Below are 19,466 nucleotides of genomic sequence, written 5' to 3'. Positions count from 1 at the left end.
TTCAATGTTAAAATCGTACTAAAGCTTCGCAAAAAACACTTGACGAAATTAAATTGAGATGTATAATAATTGCATACAATGTAATTACGCAAAGGAGAACGATCATGAACATATATGATTTTACCGTAAAAGATGCCACTGGCCAGGATGTTTCCATGAAAGAATACCAAGGTAAGGTGTTGTTGATTGTCAATACTGCCACTGGTTGTGGTCTAACCCCCCAATACGCCGGACTTCAGGACCTATACGATACATATAGGGATCAGGGCTTTGAGATTCTTGATTTTCCCTGTAATCAGTTTGCCAACCAGGCCCCCGGTTCTGATGACGAAATAAAGAGTTTTTGCGAAACCCGATTTGGTGTCACTTTTAAGATTTTTCATAAAATTGATGTCAATGGTGACAACGCCGATCCGTTGTTCAATTTCCTGAAAAATGAGCAGGGAGGAATCCTGGGTTCCAAAATAAAATGGAATTTCACTAAATTTCTGGTTAATAAACAGGGCCAGGTCGTAAAACGATTTGCGCCTACCGATGAACCCGAAAAAATTGAGAATGATATCAAAAAATTATTAGCCGAATAATCGCCAGTGAAAAATTGCCTGCAACAGAATTGTGATGTATAATGATTGGTATACTATTTCAAAGGAGTGATTGACTTGAACAATGATCAACTGAAACTGGAAAATCAATTGTGTTTTCCGCTTTATGCCAGTGCCAAAGAGGTGGTTAAACGTTATAAACCCTATCTTGATGAGATCGGACTGACCTATACCCAATATCTCGCCATGATGGTGCTGTGGGAGCATAAAACCATCAACGTGAAAACAATGGGCGAATATCTCTATCTGGATTCGGGAACTTTGACTCCGTTATTGAAGCGGCTGGAATTAATCGAATTAATTGAGCGAAACCGGGATCCCAATGACGAGCGAAACGTGATTATTAAACTCACCCCAAAAGGTGTAGCCCTCAAGAAACCTGCCAGTCAGATTCCAGATAAAGTTAAAGAGTGCTTACCCATCACCCAAGAGGAAATAATTACCCTGTACCATATATTATATAAGTTATTAGGAACTAAATAAGGAATACCACATTGATCAACTGTCGTCATCCTTTTTAAGGGTTTAGCTTCACTAAAAGAATACTAACAAATGCTCAGTAAATTATACTGAGCTTTTTTTATACAATGAATAAAAAATTCATTACGCTATTTAAATATATGACAAAACAATCCCCTTGATTAAAGTATTAGAATGTGGTAATGTGTAGGTAATTAGCAATTAAAAACCAGTTTAAGGAGTAACATTCCTTGACTATTCAGAACAGAAGGCGCAACTGTTCATTTTTCGTCATTCAAAATAATTAAGCGTTAATCGAATTTTTGACGATAGAATTTCGATTTAAGACGTTGGAAGCAAAACAAAATAAAAAAGAGTTGACATATTAGAAAAGTCTAATATAATAATGATAGGCTGATTTATTATGTTGATGCAAGGAGAGTTTTTCATGGAAATGGATTTGAAAGATCACGAGGTTACGGCAGACATTCTTAAAGCACTGGGACACCCAGTCCGGTTGTGTATTACAAAGGGACTGATCGCCAATGGCAGATGCAATGTTTCCTATATGGAAGAGTGCCTTGAAGTTTCCCAATCTGGGGTTTCCCAACACTTATCAAAGCTGAAAAATGCCGGCATTGTCAAGGGCTACCGGACAGGAAATGAGATTTATTACGAAGTCATCAGTAAACCAGCTCAAAATATTATTAAGGCATTGTACGGAGAGGATTTATCATGAAAAAAATATTAATTATTGGCGGCGTCGCCGGTGGTGCGACTGCTGCTGCCCGTTTACGTCGTTTAAGTGAAGATGACGAGATTATTTTGTTTGAGCGGGATGAGTACATCTCTTTTGCTAATTGTGGGTTGCCCTATTATATTGGCAATGTGATTAAAGATCGTCAAAAATTACTGGTACAAACTGTTGATGGCATGTCAAAACGTTTTAATCTGGATATCCGAAATTTCAGTGAGGTTATCAGCATTGATCCAATCGCCAAAACCGTGGCAGTTAAAAACCACCAGACCGATGAAGTGTATACTGAAAGCTTCGATAAGCTGATCTTATCTCCCGGTGCCAAACCAATTTCTCCTCCGATTCCTGGTTTGTCAGAAGCCCAAAATGTCTTAACCCTCCGAAATATTCCTGATACCGATAAAATCAAAGCCATTGTCGATGGCGGCAAGGTCGGACGGGCGGTCGTCATCGGAGGCGGATTTATCGGCGTTGAAATGGCTGAAAACCTCCAGGAGCTTGGAATCAACGTGACTCTGGTTGAAAAAATGAATCAGGTCTTAAAACCCCTGGATTTTGAAATGGCTCAACTGGTTCATCAGGAAATCAATGCCAATTGTGTTAATCTGATTCTGGAAGATGGGGTGAATCATTTCCAAAAGCAGGGAGCCGAGGTAGTTCTGGAGAGCGGTATGGTATTACAGGCCGATCTGGTTATTTTAGCCATCGGTGTTGTTCCGGAAAACGCACTTGCAAAAAATGCCAATCTCAAATGCGGTCCCCGGGGTCATATCGTCACAACTGAAAACTATGAAGTCATCAATGCCGATACCGAAGCCGTTAATCCCGATATTTTTGCCATTGGTGATGCCATTGAAGTAAAGGATTTTGTAACTAAAAAGCAAACCGCCATTCCCTTGGCCTGGCCAGCAAACCGTCAGGGTCGGGTTGTTGCTGATTATATTAATGGAATTAAAACAAAAAACCTGGGAATTCAGGGCACGGCTGTCGCCAAAGTCTTTGGCAAAACAATTGCTTCCACCGGCAATAATGCCGCCCAGCTGGATATAAAAAAAATAAATTATCAGGTGGTCATTGCACATCGGGCCAATCATGCCGGTTATTATCCCAATTCCACCAATATTGCCTTGAAACTGCTTTATGATCCAAAGAGCCTCCAAATTTTAGGGGCCCAGGCGGTTGGCCAGGATGGCACTGAAAAACGAATTGATGTTATTGCCACCGCCATGAAAACCGGTGCGACGGTGTTGGATCTTCAGGATTTCGAATTATGCTATGCACCGCCTTTTTCATCAGCCAAAGATCCGGTCAATGTTTTGGGTTATATCGCCAGCAACATTGAAACCGGCGTTTATAAAACAGTAGAATGGTTTGAGATTGACGAGATCATTAGAAAAGGCGGCTTTCTATTGGATGTCCGGACACCAATTGAATTTAGCGCCGGTGCCATAAAAGGTGCTGTCAATATTGAACTCGATACCTTAAGAGATCGCATTGATGAAATACCGATTGCCAAGGACACCCCAATTTATGTCAGTTGCCAGGTCGGCCAACGGGCGTATCTGGGTATACGAATCCTAAAAGGTCATGGCTTCACCAATGTCTATAACTTATCGGGTGGCTACAGCACCTACAAAACAGCCCACTATCAGCTGGCTCAGCCGGATTTCACTATTGGTGAATGCATCCCCAAGAAAGACGAAGCCGATGGCGGCAATGTCGATCACGGCGGTGATGGGAACCAGGTGATCAAAAAAAAGGTGGATGTCACCGGATTGCAATGTCCAGGGCCGTTGATGGCTACGTATGAGGCGATTCAAGGTGTTGAAGCCGGTGATCTGGTGCAGATTATTGCTACCGATTTTGGCTTTGTCAGTGATATCAAAAGCTGGTGCGAAACCAACGGCCATACGCTGGTATCGCAGATAACCCAAGGCAAAAGCTTTGTCAGTGTGATTCGAAAAGGTGATGCTGGCGAAACCTGTAGCCTGATGCCTGCTGTTTCAACTCAGAAGAATGCCACCCTGGTGGTTTTTAGTGGCGAACTAGATAAGGTTCTGGCCTCGATGATCATTGCTCAGGGGGCTGCTGCCCAAGGGAAAAACGTCACCCTCTTTTTTACATTCTGGGGGCTCAATGCATTGCGACGAAGAGACGGCAAAGGTCACAATAAAACCTTTATCGAAAAAATGTTTGGAGCGATGATGCCAAAGGGAGCTGCCCGACTGCCACTGTCAATGATGAATATGTTGGGAGCCGGCCCGGCGATGATTAAGGGCATCATGAAAAAGAAACACGTCGATGACCTCGATACAATGATTAAAAAAGCGCAAAATGCCGGGGTTCGTTTCATTGCCTGTACCATGAGTATGGATCTGATGGGGATAAAGGAAGAAGAATTGATTGACGGGATTGAATTTGCCGGCGTCGGAACCTATATCGCCAGCAATGAGAATGCCGGAACCACCTTATTTGTATAAACACGAATTGCATTCGTACAACCATTTTATAGATAAAACCAAACAGGCTGTTGCAGAATAGAAATTTCTGTATCAGCCTGTTTACATTGCTTAACCAAAGCTTTATTTCAGGATTTACAAGATAAATAGATTTCTTTCATTTGTAAAAATACTGAACCTATGATAAAATACAGTTGGAAGGAAGTGAGTAAAATGCCGAAGTATTGTCCACGATGTACTTACATTTTGAGTATTGACGATACAAAATGCAGTTTTTGCGGCATGGTAATAACAACGGGAATCGTTGTTGATAAGAAGATCGCTGATGAATTCCTTGAAGAGGAAATGATGGAACGTGGAAGTTTTTCACGGGAATTTCTCGATGGTGGCAGGGAAATGACCCCGGCTAAAGAAGCAAAGCCACTACAAACGGATGATGTCGTCTTGACAGACGAGTTAATTGCTGACGAGATCATTGGCGACAAATGGTTCAGTGATGAAACGGAAAAAGCTTTTGAAGTTATGAGTCTTTCAAGAGGATTATTGGATCAGGGACGGGAAATGATGCCTGCCGTTGAAAGGCGAATCCTGACGAGCAATGATGAGCTTTTCGCAGAGGAAATGATTGGAGATGAAATCACAGCTGATGGATTTTTGGCTAATAAAAATCGACCAAATCTTCCAAAATCAATGCAGATGTGAATGTGAGAGATGACTAAATGAGGATTGATCAAAAACAATTTGTGAGAATGAGGAAGTGTCCGATGACACACTGATAGAATTACGAAGATTGTCTCTGACAAGCCATGTAATTTAAAATCGTGTGGAATCGGACACTTTTTTAATAGAAAAGCTAAAAGAAGTTTGACAATATCAGTGAATCATACTATAATTAAAACAGAAATTATTAGTTAGGAGTTATTCTTAATCATGAAAAGTAAAAAGATCCAAATGTATACAGATATGATCCGTAGTGTCGGATTAAAAGCCACGCCCCAGCGTATCAGCGTTTTAAAGGTATTGTCAGAAATGACCTCGCACCCCAGTGCTGATATGTTAATGGATGCCCTCGAAAATCAGGGATATGTGATGTCGGTAGGGACGATTTATAATATTCTTGAAACCTTCTCTGAAAAAGGTCTGATTTTAAAGTTAAAGGACAATCAGGAAGTAATGCGTTTTGATGCCAATACTCAGTTTCATGTACATATCTATAATAAAGAAAACAACGGTATTTGTGACTACTTTGATCCGGAACTGGAAATCTTACTTTCCGATTATTTTAAGAATAAACTACCGGATGATGTGTCGCTAAACCGTATGGAAGTCTCTCTTTTTGCCTGATCATTATTAAGAAACTTACTACTTTTACAAAAATAAATTTTAACATCAAAAGCCTGATGCCGTGGTATCAGGCTTTTGAATTTTTTGGACTTAAATGTTATGATAAATATTTATCTTGAATCATTCTTGACAAATACTTGTTCCAGAAATATAATTTAAACATGATTTTAATCGGAACAGTTCTTTAAAGAAAACAGGTAAGATTAATATCGAAAACAGCTACAAATATAAATTACTGGAGGGTATCATATGAATTCAAATTTTAGTTGTAAAACCTGTGCAAGTGCGGATCAAAAACTGGAAAACTTTATTTCCAATCTCAGCGTGGATACATCGCATCATCGGATGGAGGGGCAAAGTGTCAAATGTGGTTTCGGGCTACAGGGGATCTGTTGCCGGCTTTGTTCAAATGGGCCATGTCGAATCACACCAGACGGACCCAAAGGGGTTTGTGGCGCAACGGCTGACACCATCGTGGCCCGAAATTTCCTGCGTGCGGTTTCTGCCGGGTCGGGATGTTATATACATATCGTTGAAAACACGGCTCTATTGCTTAAAAAGACCGCTGCCAGCAAAGGGATATTAAAAGGTAAGGTTGCTCTGGCCAAACTGGCAGAAATTTTTGAAGTGGATGAAACCGATGAGTATATTTGTGCGGAAAAGATAGCCGATCTGGTCTTATCTGATTTATATAAACCGGACTATATCAAAATGGAACTGGTCGAAAAAATGGCTTATAAACCCCGGTTTGATCGTTGGAAAGAATTGGGCATCTTGCCAGGCGGGGCAAAATCGGAAGTGTTTGCCGGGGTTGTCAAAACGTCTACCAATCTCAATTCAGATCCCGTCGATATGTATCTTAACTGCTTGAAGCTGGGTATTTCTACCGGTCTCTATGGTTTAACACTGACGAATCTGCTAAATGATGTGATGCTCGGAGAACCTTCCATCCGTTTGGCGCCAGTGGGCTTACGGGTTATTGATACCGACTATATCAATATCATGATCACGGGTCATCAGCACTCAATGTTTGCCTATTTACAGGAGCGGTTGATTCAGGGGGATGTCATTGAAAAGGCCAAAGCTGTTGGGGCCAAAGGGTTCAAACTGGTTGGTTGTACCTGTGTCGGTCAAGATCTACAATTGCGCGGCGAACATTATAAAGAAGTCTTCAACGGTCATGCCGGTAACAATTTTACCAGTGAAGCGATTCTTGCTACTGGCGCTATTGATGCGGTGTTATCCGAATTCAACTGTACCTTACCGGGGATTGAACCGATCTGTGACGAATTAAAAATCAAACAAATCTGCTTAGACGATGTTTCCAAAAAAGCTAACGCTGAAATGAAACCCTTTGTTTTTGAAGAAAAAGAAAGCCAGAGTAATGAAATTATCGATTCCGTAATCGAAGCGTATCAGGCCAGACGGGGAGTGGTTGCCTTGAATCTGGATGCCGAACACGGCAATGATGATACGTTAACCGGCGTCAGTGAAGGCTCCTTGAAATCATTCCTGGGGGGAACCTGGAAACCGTTGATTGACTTAATTGTCAAAGGTGAAATTAAAGGGATTGCCGGGGTGGTCGGATGTTCCAGTTTAACGGCTGGCGGTCATGACGTGCTGACGGTCAATCTGGTTAAAGAATTGATTGCCAAAGATATTCTGGTTTTATCGGCAGGATGTTCATCCGGCGGGTTGGAAAATGTCGGTTTAATGTCCCCTTCAGCGGCATCTCTGGCCGGACCAAAGCTGCGGGCCGTCTGTGAGAGCCTGGGAATTCCGCCGGTTTTAAACTTTGGTCCCTGTCTGGCGATTGGCCGACTGGAACTGGTTGCCACTGAACTGGCCGAAGCCATCGGCGTTGATCTGCCACAATTGCCGTTGGTTTTATCAGCGCCGCAATGGCTGGAAGAACAAGCACTGGCTGACGGTGCCTTTGGTTTAGCCCTTGGTCTGCCACTGCATTTGGGTTTACCACCGTTTGTAACCGGCAGCCCGGTGGCGGTACAGGTATTTACTCAGGACATGTTAAGCCTCACTGGTGGACAATTGATCATTGATGAAAATGCCCAGTCAGCCGCCCAAACTTTGGATGCCATCATTGAAAAGAAACGTCAGGAATTAAACATCTAAGGAGGTGTAATCATGAAACGAATCATCATTGATCGTGAAAAATGCGATGGCTGCCTGAACTGCAATATTGCCTGTATCAGCGCCCATGAAGAAGGTAGTAATTTTTACACCGTCAACCTGCAAAGTCCTGATGCCGAAACCCGAAATTTCATCAAGTTCGATGCCGGGAAGGGTTATCTGCCAATTTTCTGTCGTCACTGTGACGAGCCGGAATGTGTGCTCTCCTGTATGAGTGGAGCGCTGGAAAAGGATCCGGTTAGCGGCCATGTGCAGTATGATGAAAACAAATGTGCTGCCTGTTATATGTGTGTGATGAACTGCCCTTTTGGGGTGTTAAAGCCAGATAAAAAAACCCGGACGAAGGTCATAAAATGTGATTTCTGCGATGATAAACCGGATGGACCCAGTTGTGTCAAAGCCTGTCCCAAACAAGCCATCGTTGTGAAAGAGGTAAACCTATGAAAATTGTAATCATCGGAGCCAGTGCAGCTGGCATCAGTGCAGCCAAAACCATTAAAGTCTCAGAGCCAAAAACAGAAGTCGTCATTATTTCCAGGGAAGACAGCGTTCATTCCCGTTGTATGCTCCATAAATTTCTGGGGCATCAGCGGGATGCCAAAGGAATCAGCTTTATTGCCGATGATTTCTTTGAGACAGCAGGAATAACCTGGCTTAATAATACCACGGTAATCAGCCTGGATCCTGATTATAAGACCGTAACAACCCATAACAATCAGACAATCAGCTATGACAAATTACTGATTGCCACCGGAGCGGGCTACTTTATTCCGCCGATCCCGGGACTGCGGGAATCAAAAAATGTCTATGGCTTCCGTGACTTAAAAGATGCAAAACTTTTAGACCGGGAATGTCAAACAGCAAAGAATGCTGTGGTTATCGGTGCCGGTCTGGTGGGGATGGACGCTGCTGTGGCTTTATTGGAACGGGGATTAAATGTCACCATCATTGAAATGACTAAGGACGTAATGAGTTTGCAGCTTGATCATCAGGCTGCTGTGGCCTATCAGCAGCTGTTTGAAGAGGCTGGCGCAGAGTTTATCCTGGAAGACAAGGTTGTTTCGGTGGATGTCAATGATGTCGGTCGTGGCACAACAATCCATTTAGCCAGTGGTAAAGCGGTTCCTGCCGATGTCATTGTGATTGCAGCTGGAGTGCGCCCTGCCTTTAATTTTACGCAGGGATCCGGGATAAAAACCAACCAGGCGATTCTCGTTGGTGATGATCTTAAGACGAATATCGACGATATTTATGCCGCTGGAGATGTTACCGGGATTGCCGGGATCTGGCCGAATGCCATGAAACAGGGCCGTATCGCAGCGATCAACATGCTGGGCGAAAAATTATTATACGAAGACCGCTATGCCCTTAAAAACACCGTTAATTTCTATGGGCTGACAACCTTATCGTTGGGGAATATCAACCCGGAACCGGAAGAAAACTGTGAGATCCTCATCCGTGAAGACCGCCACAATTATCAGAAAGTGGTGCTAAAAAATGGCGTCGTCCAGGGCGTAATCATGCAGGGCGATATTGGCGGAACGGGTTTCTGGCAATATCTGATCAAAAATAAAATTGATGTTTCCGATAAAAACAAAGATGTCTTTGGTTTAAGCTTTGCTGATTTTTACGATCTCGATCAACAAACCGGTGAATACAAATATGCGGTCTAAAAACCATCGCATGCAAAATACTTAAGACAGCCGATCGCCTCTTTTCATTTTATTTCATTTGGTGTATACTACATTGAAATGAAAATTATCAGAAATATTTTGAGGAAATAATGTCAGAAACAGTAAATCCAATTGTAAAAATTGAAATGGAAAATGGCCAGACCATGGAAGTGGAACTATATCCCGAAGTTGCCCCGATCACCGTTGAAAACTTTTTAACCCTGGTCAATGATGGGTTCTATAATGGCTTAATTTTTCATCGAGTCATTCCCGGTTTTATGATTCAGGGCGGATGCCCCCAGGGTACTGGCATGGGCGGCCCGGGACACACTATATTAGGTGAGTTTTCCGGCAATGGCGTTGTCAATGACCTAAAACACGTCAAGGGTGTCATTTCAATGGCCCGTTCCGGCATGCCAAATTCGGCTGGTTCGCAATTCTTTATCATGGTTGATGATGCACCATTCTTAGATGGCCAGTATGCCGCTTTTGGTAAGGTGATCTCTGGTATCGAAACAGCGGATGCCATTGTAGCGGTAGATCGGGATCGATCAGATAAACCCTACACCGATCAGGTTATCAAAAAAATTGAAGTTGTGTCCTGAATTATATTTTGAAATCATCCTGCTTTTATGATAAAATAAAATAAAAAGGATGTGAGCGCAATGGCAAAGTATTGTCCCAAATGTTACGCCGGGATCAGTTCCGAAGATGTAGTTTGTGGTAACTGTGGTAATGTTTTGAAGGAAAATCCTGGTGAAGTTGAAGATTTCACGGCAGGCGTTTTCGACAATGAAAATCTTTCTCATGATGTTTCCGGAAAAGAGATTCCTGGGGATACCCCGGATGAAGAGAGCTTATCGCAAGAAATTGTTGCCGATGAAATCATTGCTGATGGTATTGTCGAGGAAACGGTTATTATCTCAGAAACCATCACAACGACACCCCCAGAATCGACGCAAAGTGGATCATCCTATCAGGCTCCACCAAGATCCCAGGCAGTTCCGGATAATGCCGAAGCCCCGATGACACTTGGTGACTGGATGCTGACCCTGCTGCTCTTGTATATTCCGATTGTCAATATCGTGATGTTGATTATCTGGAGCGTTGATTCAAAAACTGCAGCCACGAAAAAACACTTTGCCTGGGCAACCTTGATCTTTATGGGCATCGGGATTGTCCTCTCGATTATCTTCTCCAGCATCGTAATGGCCATTGTCGCATCGATGATGCAGTCGATGTATTATTACTAAAATTCACACCGAAAAAGAAAAGAACCGTCAGCTGACGGTTCTTTTTACGTTCATGATACTTTTAATAATCAACCGGGTCTTCGACACAACTGATAATGGCGTTTTTAAAGGCTTCACAGGCAGTTCGGCAATTAGCCTGGGTACCCGTCAGGATGGCGCCACTGAGGTTTGAATTGGTCGGTGGTCCGAAAAATTTTACCACTTCCACATCGGCAACTGTCAAAGCTTCATCGATACCTACAACCCCTTCTAGGGCCGGAGCAAACAGAAAAGCAATCGAGGAACCCATCGGCAAACCATAGGTTTTCGAAAAATATTTACCGATCTTGGGAACCAACTGGGCATAAATCAGGTTACTGTCATCTTCATTAACGCTGTAAACACTGGCTTTATTCTCGGCGTAGTCACGAATATAGCGCAGTCCATTTTCAACGTCTGAGATGGTTGGGCCAGTAATGACGCCAAATACCTGACCGTCATTGAGACCGGCGCCAGCTCCGTAAAGGGTTTTTACGTAGGCAACCTCAACATTGGAGTTTTTAGTGGCTTCGTCAGCTGCGCAGTAGCCAACACCATCATATTGGGTGGTAAAAATCCCGATGTCAATACAACCTTCCGGCAATTCAAATTCCTCCAACATGATGTCTTCAACAGCGGTAAGCAATTTACTATAAACAAGTTCGCATTTAATTCGATCTCCAGTCATGGTATCATCTCCTTTTGTGAATTCTGTGAAAATTTACTTATTAACTATAATAGCATTTATTTTGTTCTGGAACAATAAAAAAAAAGCAGCACTACGGGTAGTTATCTGCTTTTTGAGGCTGCTTGGATGATCAGGCATTAATCATTTGGTCATACTATCAATGGCACCGTATTTGCGGAACCGTTGATAGCGGTTGTTGATCAATTGGTCGTGATCGAGAGCCTGGTTTTTTTGAAAACATTTATATAATCCGATTTTTAATTCCCGATAGACGTTTTTGAAATCACGATGGTTCTCCGATATAATCTTATCGATGATCTGGAGCTCCAATAAGTCTTGAGCGGTCAGCTTTAGGCAATTAGCCGCATCTTTGGTTTTGGAAGCGTCTTTCCAGAGAATACTGGCACAGCCTTCCGGTGAGATCACCGAATAGATGGCATTTTCCAGCATCCAGACCTCGTCGGCCACTCCCAGGGCCAAAGCGCCACCACTACCACCTTCGCCAATCACAACCGACAGAATCGGAACCTTTAGGCTCATCATCTCCATCAGATTATTGGCAATGGCTAGTCCCTGGCCCCGTTCTTCGGCACCGATTCCACAAAAGGCACCGGAGGTGTCAATCAGACAAACAATCGGGCGATTGAATTTTTCGGCCAGTTTCATCTGCCGTAGGGCCTTGCGGTAACCTTCCGGATGAGCGGAGCCAAAGTTACGTTTGACCCGGGATTTGGTATTCTGACCTCGTTCCTGGGCAATGACGGTCACTGGCATGTCCATCAGGTGACCCAGACCGGAAATTACTGCCGGGTCGTCACCAAAACAGCGGTCGCCATGCAGTTCAATAAAATCGGTAAAGAGATTATCAATAAAATCCTGTCCGGTCGGACGGGTCTTTTTACGGGCCAGGGCAACCCGTTTATATGCTTCCATTTTGATCACCACCTTTGGGAATCCCGTGAAGGGTTAATAATTGTGTCAGGGTTTCTTTTTGGGTGCTACGGGGAACAATCGCATCGACAAAGCCTTTTTCCAGTAAAAACTCGGCCCGTTGAAAGCCTTTGGGTAAACGCTGACGAATGGTCTGCTCAATCACCCGGGGGCCAGCAAAGGCAATTAAGGCTTCCGGTTCAGCCAGAATAATATCGCCTTCCATGGCGAAGCTGGCAGTGACACCGCCAGTGGTTGGGTCGGTGAGGATGGTCAGGTAAAGCAGACCGGCATCACTGTGTCGTTTGACGGCACCGCTGGTTTTAGCCATTTGCATCAGTGCCAGCATCCCTTCCTGCATCCGGGCGCCACCGGAAACGGTGTAGCCAATCACCGGGAGCTGGTGTTTTAGGGCGTATTCAAAGATTAACGTGATCTTCTCTCCGACAACCTGTCCCATACTGCCCATCATAAAGGTGGCTTCCATAACGAATAGAGCTACCTTCCGATTGTCAATTTTTCCGGTGCCAATAATGACTCCTTCGTTTTCGTGGCTGAAAAGGGCGGCCTGCTCCAGTTTTTCATCGTATCCGGGAAAACCCAGACGATTGGTTGAGGACATCTCATGATACTGCTCCACAAAGGTATCCTGATCAATAATCATATTCAGGCGTTGGCGGGCATTGATCCGAAAATGATGTCCGCACTTGGGGCAGACGTGGAAGTTGCTTTCTAAATCGGAGGTGAAGCTCAACTGCTTGCAGGATGGACAGCTTCGGCATAATTCCGAGGGAATCGCCGGATCGGTTTTACGCTTGATTCGGTGCTGGGCTTCCAGTTCATTTTTCGGTTTTTTAAATAGACCTTTACTAAGCATTTAAACCCTCCATTTTTATTCCGGCAAAGTCTTGCCAAATTCATTTTCCATAAAATCAGTAAAGTAATCGCCCGCAATAAATAAGGGGTGACTAAGAATATCCAACTGCACCTGGCTGGTGTGGTCAATTCCTTCAATCACCAGCTCACACAGGGCGGCTTTCATTTTGCGGATCGTCAGCTCCCTGGTTTTAGAGTGGACAATCAGTTTACCAACCATCGAATCATAATAGGGCGGAATCGCATAGCCCTGATAGAGCAGGGTGTCGAAACGCACCCAGGGGCCACCGGGTACATGAAGAAAGTTGATGGTGCCGCAGTTGGGCCTGAAATCGAGCAGGGGATTTTCGGCATTGATTCGGCATTCGATGGCGTGGCCCTGAATATGGACATCCTCCTGACCAAAGGTCAGAGGTAATCCAGCCGCAATCCGGATCTGCCATTTGACAATATCCACCCCGGTCACCATTTCGGTAATTGGATGTTCGACCTGCAACCGGGTGTTCATTTCCATAAAGTAAAAATGACCCTGCGCATCCATTAAAAATTCGATGGTACCGGCATTTTCATAGCCAATGGCCAGCGCCGCCTGGCGGGAAACTTCCATCATTGCCATGCGGATTTCTGGGGTCAGGGAAGGGGAAGGGCTTTCTTCCAGCAACTTCTGATTCTTGCGTTGCACCGAGCACTCCCGTTCACCCAGTGCCACCACATGCTGATGCTGATCGCAAAGTAATTGAATTTCGATGTGCTTGACTCGGGTTAAAAACTTTTCCAGATAAACCCCATCGTCATAAAAAGCATTTTGGGCTTCCTGCCGGGCCAGCGAATATTCGTTTAAGAAATCCTCGGATCGTTCCACCAGTCGGATGCCTTTGCCACCACCGCCAGACCGGGCCTTGACTAATAATGGATAGCCAATTTCATCGGCTTTGCGATGGGCTTGATCGGGATCACTTATAATATCGGTACCAGGGACAATGGGAACGCCAGCGGCCGCCATGGTGGCCCGGGCCTGATCCTTATCGCCCATTTTTGAAATGATTTCCCAGCTCGGTCCAATAAAGGCAATCCCGCATTGGGCGCAGAGCCGGGCGAACTTGGGATTTTCCGATAACAGTCCGTAACCGGGGTGGATGGCTTCCGCCCCGGTTAATACGGCCGCCGATAAAATTGCCGAAATATTCAGATAGGAGTCTGTCACAGCTGCCGGGCCAATACAAATACTTTCATCGGCTAGGCTGACGTGAAGGCTGTTTTCATCTGCGGTGGAAAAGACGGCCACAGTTGCAACGCCCATTTCCTTACAGGCACGGATAATCCGCAACGCAATTTCGCCCCGATTGGCAATCAGTATCTTTGAAAACATCGGAAGCCTCCTTACTCAATCAGGGCAAACGAAAATTCTCCGACTACCGCCACCTTGCCGTTTACTGATCCCGAACCGCTGGCAAAATAAAACGGCGGTTTGGATTTTGTCAAACTGCAGGTAATTTCAATGGTATCGCCAACGCGAACTTTTTCTTTGAATTTTACTTTATTCAGACCAGTAAAGTAGGGGGTTTTGTTGGCACCTTCTAACTCAGCCAATAAGACACAGCTGGTCTGAGCCATAATTTCGCAGAGGATGACCCCTGGTACGACCGGGTTACCGGGAAAATGGCCCTGTAAAAAAAACTCATCGCCGGTAACCGTGTAGCGACCGGTGGCGGTGGTGTCATCTATTTTTTTAGCCTCGTCAATCAGCAGCATCGGCTCACGGTGAGGCAGGATCTTCTTTAATTCATCACGTTTCATTCTGATTTCCTTCTGAATTTTTCTAAAATTCGCTTTTGTAATTGCTTAATCACAACAAGATTTAACCGTACCGAATGGGATCAGTACGGTATCGATTTTACGTTAAAATATTAGTCCTCTACAATGCGATAGAGTACCTGGCCGAATTCCACAACCTGGCCGTTGCTGACGCATACTTCCATAATGGTACCGGCGGTTTCGGCGGTAATTTCGTTCATCAGCTTCATCGCTTCAATGATACATAGGGTATCACCGTCAGCAAAGTGTTGTCCCTTGGTCACATAGGGCGGCTTCCCGGGTTGACTACTTTGGTAAAAAACACCCACCATCGGGGATTTAATTTCTTTCCACTCGGCATTGTTAGAGACTTCAGGAGTTTCGGCTATCACAGGCAGATCTTGTGGGGGCTGTGGCGCAGTGATCGTTATTTGTGGTTCACAAGAAGTTGCTTCTCCTGTGAAAGTCAAACCGCTTTCCCGTTTCATTTCGATTTTCAGGTTGCCCTGATCAAGAGCCAGACTGGTCAGTTTTTCGGCCGACATGATTTTCGCCAGGGCTTGAATGGTTTCAGTCGTTAATTCCATTACTTATTCTCCTCTACTTAACAAATGCCAGACACGCATTGTGACCACCAAATCCAAGGGAAATCGACAGGGCGATATCACTTTCGACTGCCCGTTTCTGATTGGGAACATAATCCAGGTCACAGTCCGGGTCAGCTTCCTGATAGCCAATGGTGGGGGGAATAATGCCGTCTTTTAAAGCCAACACTGAGGCAATCGCTTCGATGGCACCGGCAGCGCCTAACATATGTCCAGTCATTGATTTGGTCGAGCTGACCAGGGTGCGGCTGATATGCTCACCCAGGGCATTTTTAATGGCAATGGTTTCTGATTTATCGTTAAGGGGGGTACTGGTACCGTGGGCATTGACATAGATCTGAACTTCTTCGAAACTGACACCGCTCCGGGTTGCTTCGTCCATCGCCAGATGGATGGCCCGGGTTCCGCCGATGGCGTCAGGGTGGGGGGCTGTAATATGGTAGGCGTCACAGGTATTGCCGTAGCCGACAATTTCGCCATAAATTTTAGCGCCCCGGTTCAGGGCCGATTCCCTTTCTTCCAGCACCAGGGCACCAGCGCCTTCGCTCATGACAAAACCGCTGCGATTCTTATCAAAGGGAATCGAGGCCCGGGCCGGGTCGTTAACGGTTGTTAACGCCGTTAAATTTGTGAAACCGGCCACTGATAGTGGCGAAATACTGGCTTCGGTACCGCCAGCAATAATCGCATCAGCATAACCGTGTTTGATACTGCGAAAGGCTTCACCGATTGAATGGGTGCCAGTGGCGCAGGCCGTAACAATTGGCAAGCAGGGTCCCTGCGCATTATAGCGAATGGCAATGGTGCCAGCAGCGATGTTTGAAATCATCATCGGGATAAAGAAGGGTGAAATCCGACTGGGACCTTTTTCATCCATTTTGTGGCATTCATCAATAAAGGTATGAATACCACCGATGCCGGAACCGATAAAAACACCCAGTCGGCTGGGATCGACATGAGCCTGGACACCGCTGTCTTCCATCGCCTGAACAGCCGCACCAATGCCGTATTGGGTAAATAGATCGGTTTTGCGGATTTCACTTTTTTTAATATAATCAAGGGGTTCAAAATCATGAACCTCACCTGCAATTTTCACTTTTAAGTCGGTGGTATCAAACTTTTTAATAAAGTCGATGCCGCATTTTCCGTTTGTCAGGTTTTCCCAAAAACGTTCTATAGTGCTACCCACTGGAGAAACGGCACCGCATCCTGTTATAACAACTCGTCGATTCATAAATTACTCCTAAATATAGAGACCGCCATCAACTTTAATGACTTCTCCTGTAATATAGCCGGATAAATCGCTACTTAAATAAACGCAGAGATTGGCAATGTCATCAGCCTGTCCCAAACGTTTTAAGGGAATTTGTTTGAGTATTTCTGTCTTTATTTCGGGTTTTAATGCCTTAGTCATATCGGTATCAATAAAACCGGGGGCAATGGCATTACAGGTAACTCCCCGCAGCGCCATTTCTTTGGCAGCTGACTTGGTCAGGCCGATCAGTCCAGCTTTGGCAGCGGCGTAATTACATTGGCCGACGTTACCCATCAGACCGGAAACTGAAGAAATATTGATAATTCGCCCTTTACGCTGCTTAAGCAGGTAGGCCCCGACGTGTTTGGTCATGTTAAAAGCGCCTTTTAAGTTGGTGTTGATGACGCTGTCAAAATCTTCTTCTTTCATGGCGATTAATAACTTATCATTCGTAATACCGGCATTGTTCACCAGGATGTCCAAGCCGCCAAAATCGTTAATAATTTGAGCAACCAGTTCTTTAGTGGCACTGAAGTCAGCGACATCACATTGATAGCTTCTGGCCTGAACACCAAAAGCCAGCAATTCCGCAATGGTAGCTTCAGCATTTATTTGACTACCGCGGTAGATAATGGCGACATTTCCATGGGCTTCAGCAATTTTCAGGGCGATCGCCCGGCCAATTCCTTTGGCACCACCAGTGATGAGTGCAGTTTTTCCTGTTAGCATGTAAAAGTCCATTCCTTTCCAGCGTTTTTAGCTTCCAGATAATCGGTCAACAGGGTTTCAACGTGATGACAGGTTACTGATTTGTCAATTTTTTTTAAGAATCCGCCCAGGGTTTTGCCGGGGCCACATTCAATAAAGGTAGTAAATCCATCGGCGATCATATTGCGCATGGTTTGTTCCCATAATACGGGATGATTGATCTGGTGCAGAATGTAGGACCGGATATCCACCGGCGCATCAGGGTAGGGCTTGGCATAGGCGTTGGAATAGAGGGGAATTGACGCTTCAGTGAAGGTCAATTCATAGATCCGCTTTTCAAGCAGTTTAGTGGCATAGGTCATAAAAGGCGAGTGAAAACCGCCAGACAGGGTCAGGGGAATACCCCGGCCGCCCAGCTCTTTAACCCGGGTTAAAAACAATTCCTGATCGGCTTTTAAAAGTGCGACAACCAGCTGCCCGGGACAATTATAGTTAACCGGGTAACACTGGTTGAATTCCTTGCAGAGTGCTTCCACTTTGGGATTTTCAAGTTTTAAAACCGCTACCATGGTTGCAGGCGTCATCTGTGCGGCCTCTTCCATCGCCCGGCCACGCTTTTTAACAAACTTTAAACCATCGTCCATTGACAGAACTCCGGCGGCTACCAATCCGGTTACTTCCCCCAGCGAGAATCCAGCGATTCCCTGGGCTTCAACGCCAACACATTGCAAAGCAGCCAGGGCTGCCAATTCGACAGCAAAAATACAGGGTTGGGTGTTTTCGGTTTGATTGAGGGCTTCGGAAGGCCCTTCAAAACAGAGGGCAGTGGTGCCCTGATGAACGGCATTAACTTGGTCAAAAATCGTTCGCGAAGACACGCAGTGTTCGTAGAGGGGTTTGCCCATACCAACATACTGAGATCCCTGACCCGGGAAAAGCAGTGCTATTTTACCCATTGTAAGCCTCCTTTTAATACTGTTTCGGTTTCTTTGGCCAGTGTTAAGATGATTTCCTTCACGCTTTGTTTTTCTTTTATCATGCCGGCAATCTGGCCAGCCATGAAGCAACCTTTTTGAGAATCACCTTCCTGAGCGGCAATGCGAAGGGCACCCCGACCGTATTCTTCCAGAGCTTCTGGTGGCGCAGTTGGGTCATTTTCCAATTTTATGAAATCTTTTGAGAAGGTTGTTTTCAGAGATCGGACCGGATGACCCAATGTTCGTCCACTGAGGATGGTGTCAATATCTTTGGCTTTAATAATTTTATCTTTATAATTTTCATGGATGTTGGTTTCTTGGGCGACTAAGAATCGGGTGCCCAGTTGAACGCCCACGGCCCCCAGCATCAGCGCTGCAGCGATCCCCCGGCCATCACCGATACCACCGGCAGCGATGACCGGAATTGAAACTGCGTCACAGACCTGGGGAATCAATGGCATGGTGGCCATTTCGCCGACATGTCCGCCGGATTCACCACCTTCGGCAATTACGGCGGTGGCGCCTGCCCGCTCGGAAAACCGTGCCAACCCGGTGGAAGGCACGACAGGAATCACTTTAATACCGGCTTCAATCCACATTTTCATAAATTTTCCGGGATTGCCAGCTCCGGTAGTAACCACCGGAACCTTTTCATCAATCAGTACCTGGGCAATTTTATCGACATGGGGGTTCATCAGCATGACATTGACACCAAAAGGTTTATCCGTCAAGCTTTTTACTTTGATAATTTCGGTGCGGAGCCAATTTTCATCGGCGTTCATTGACGAAATAATCCCTAAACCACCTGCATTTGACACGGCAGCCGCAAGCTGAGCATCGGATATCCACGCCATTCCTCCTTGAAGAATGGGAAATTCAATGTTTAATAGATCGCAGAGTGGTGTTTTAATCATCCT

General features: G+C 45.1%; 21 protein-coding genes. 11 read left to right on the top strand and 10 right to left on the bottom strand.

The features are described 5' to 3' along the window. Positions 1–104: 104 nt before the first annotated feature. From B3F51_RS15110 to B3F51_RS15060, 11 genes are all read left to right on the top strand, one after another. Positions 105–584: a glutathione peroxidase gene (locus B3F51_RS15110; protein ID WP_286947895.1), complete on the top strand. Its 480-nt coding sequence runs from the start codon at positions 105–107 to the stop codon at positions 582–584. A 75-nt stretch (positions 585–659) separates the two neighbouring features. Next, positions 660–1,085, top strand: a complete 426-nt coding sequence (locus B3F51_RS15105; protein WP_286947892.1) for a MarR family winged helix-turn-helix transcriptional regulator — start codon at positions 660–662, stop codon at positions 1,083–1,085. Positions 1,086–1,509: 424 nt separating this feature from the next. After that, complete coding sequence (locus B3F51_RS15100) at positions 1,510–1,800, top strand: ArsR/SmtB family transcription factor (protein WP_286807820.1); 291 nt, start codon at positions 1,510–1,512, stop codon at positions 1,798–1,800. Then, a complete protein-coding gene (locus tag B3F51_RS15095; RefSeq protein ID WP_286807819.1) occupies positions 1,797–4,298 on the top strand; it encodes an FAD-dependent oxidoreductase in 2,502 nt (833 codons plus the stop codon). Before B3F51_RS15100 ends, B3F51_RS15095 begins: the two co-directional genes overlap by 4 nt. Positions 4,299–4,523: 225 nt before the next feature. Next, positions 4,524–4,979: a hypothetical protein gene (locus B3F51_RS15090; protein WP_286947890.1), complete on the top strand. Its 456-nt coding sequence runs from the start codon at positions 4,524–4,526 to the stop codon at positions 4,977–4,979. Positions 4,980–5,207: 228 nt separating this feature from the next. After that, positions 5,208–5,621 carry a Fur family transcriptional regulator gene (locus B3F51_RS15085; protein WP_286807817.1) on the top strand — a complete coding sequence of 138 codons (414 nt, stop codon included), beginning with the start codon at positions 5,208–5,210 and terminating at the stop codon, positions 5,619–5,621. Positions 5,622–5,870: 249 nt separating this feature from the next. Continuing rightward, positions 5,871–7,754: an anaerobic carbon-monoxide dehydrogenase catalytic subunit gene (cooS, locus tag B3F51_RS15080; RefSeq protein ID WP_286807816.1), complete on the top strand. Its 1,884-nt coding sequence runs from the start codon at positions 5,871–5,873 to the stop codon at positions 7,752–7,754. Positions 7,755–7,766: 12 nt separating this feature from the next. Further along, entirely contained in the window at positions 7,767–8,216 is a 450-nt protein-coding gene (locus tag B3F51_RS15075; RefSeq protein WP_070372252.1) for a 4Fe-4S dicluster domain-containing protein, read from the top strand. Then, on the top strand, positions 8,213–9,445 hold the full coding sequence (locus tag B3F51_RS15070; protein WP_286807815.1) for an NAD(P)/FAD-dependent oxidoreductase: 1,233 nt from the start codon (positions 8,213–8,215) through the stop codon (positions 9,443–9,445). The genes B3F51_RS15075 and B3F51_RS15070 overlap by 4 nt, the downstream gene beginning before the upstream one ends. A 110-nt stretch (positions 9,446–9,555) precedes the next feature. Further along, entirely contained in the window at positions 9,556–10,050 is a 495-nt protein-coding gene (locus B3F51_RS15065) for a peptidylprolyl isomerase (RefSeq protein ID WP_148637119.1), read from the top strand. Positions 10,051–10,110: 60 nt separating this feature from the next. Then, the gene (locus B3F51_RS15060; RefSeq protein ID WP_084633734.1) at positions 10,111–10,698 is read left to right on the top strand and encodes a zinc ribbon domain-containing protein; all 588 of its coding nucleotides are present in this window, start codon (positions 10,111–10,113) and stop codon (positions 10,696–10,698) included. Between the two features lie 61 nt (positions 10,699–10,759). Here the strand turns inward: B3F51_RS15060 and eutL are convergent, their stop codons facing one another. The 10 genes from eutL to fabK form a co-directional block, all read right to left on the bottom strand. Further along, positions 10,760–11,404 carry an ethanolamine utilization microcompartment protein EutL gene (eutL, locus tag B3F51_RS15055; RefSeq protein ID WP_070372249.1) on the bottom strand — a complete coding sequence of 215 codons (645 nt, stop codon included), beginning with the start codon at positions 11,402–11,404 and terminating at the stop codon, positions 10,760–10,762. Positions 11,405–11,545: 141 nt separating this feature from the next. Next, positions 11,546–12,337 (bottom strand): acetyl-CoA carboxylase carboxyltransferase subunit alpha, encoded by a 792-nt coding sequence (locus B3F51_RS15050; protein WP_286807814.1) that lies wholly within the window; start codon positions 12,335–12,337, stop codon positions 11,546–11,548. After that, a complete protein-coding gene (gene accD / locus B3F51_RS15045) occupies positions 12,324–13,211 on the bottom strand; it encodes an acetyl-CoA carboxylase, carboxyltransferase subunit beta (protein WP_286807813.1) in 888 nt (295 codons plus the stop codon). Before accD ends, B3F51_RS15050 begins: the two co-directional genes overlap by 14 nt. A 15-nt stretch (positions 13,212–13,226) precedes the next feature. Beyond that, positions 13,227–14,579, bottom strand: a complete 1,353-nt coding sequence (gene accC, locus B3F51_RS15040) for an acetyl-CoA carboxylase biotin carboxylase subunit (RefSeq protein ID WP_286807812.1) — start codon at positions 14,577–14,579, stop codon at positions 13,227–13,229. 11 nt (positions 14,580–14,590) lie between these two features. Beyond that, positions 14,591–15,007 carry a 3-hydroxyacyl-ACP dehydratase FabZ gene (gene fabZ / locus B3F51_RS15035; protein ID WP_070372245.1) on the bottom strand — a complete coding sequence of 139 codons (417 nt, stop codon included), beginning with the start codon at positions 15,005–15,007 and terminating at the stop codon, positions 14,591–14,593. A gap of 110 nt (positions 15,008–15,117) precedes the next feature. Next, positions 15,118–15,591, bottom strand: coding sequence for an acetyl-CoA carboxylase biotin carboxyl carrier protein (accB, locus tag B3F51_RS15030; RefSeq protein ID WP_070372244.1), 474 nt, complete (start codon positions 15,589–15,591; stop codon positions 15,118–15,120). Positions 15,592–15,604: 13 nt separating this feature from the next. Next, a complete protein-coding gene (fabF, locus tag B3F51_RS15025; RefSeq protein WP_286807811.1) occupies positions 15,605–16,843 on the bottom strand; it encodes a beta-ketoacyl-ACP synthase II in 1,239 nt (412 codons plus the stop codon). 9 nt (positions 16,844–16,852) lie between these two features. Next, entirely contained in the window at positions 16,853–17,593 is a 741-nt protein-coding gene (gene fabG / locus B3F51_RS15020) for a 3-oxoacyl-[acyl-carrier-protein] reductase (RefSeq protein WP_148637127.1), read from the bottom strand. Next, positions 17,587–18,528: an ACP S-malonyltransferase gene (locus B3F51_RS15015; RefSeq protein WP_070372241.1), complete on the bottom strand. Its 942-nt coding sequence runs from the start codon at positions 18,526–18,528 to the stop codon at positions 17,587–17,589. The genes fabG and B3F51_RS15015 overlap by 7 nt, the downstream gene beginning before the upstream one ends. Further along, positions 18,516–19,463: an enoyl-[acyl-carrier-protein] reductase FabK gene (gene fabK / locus B3F51_RS15010; protein WP_070372240.1), complete on the bottom strand. Its 948-nt coding sequence runs from the start codon at positions 19,461–19,463 to the stop codon at positions 18,516–18,518. Before fabK ends, B3F51_RS15015 begins: the two co-directional genes overlap by 13 nt. Positions 19,464–19,466: the final 3 nt, after the last annotated feature.

This window comes from Acetobacterium sp. UBA5834, from assembly GCF_002435675.1.
In the GTDB taxonomy this organism is placed as follows: domain Bacteria; phylum Bacillota; class Clostridia; order Eubacteriales; family Eubacteriaceae; genus Acetobacterium; species Acetobacterium wieringae.
The sequence above is the reverse complement of the archived record's forward strand: the minus strand, read 5'-3'. Positions and strand labels throughout refer to the sequence as shown.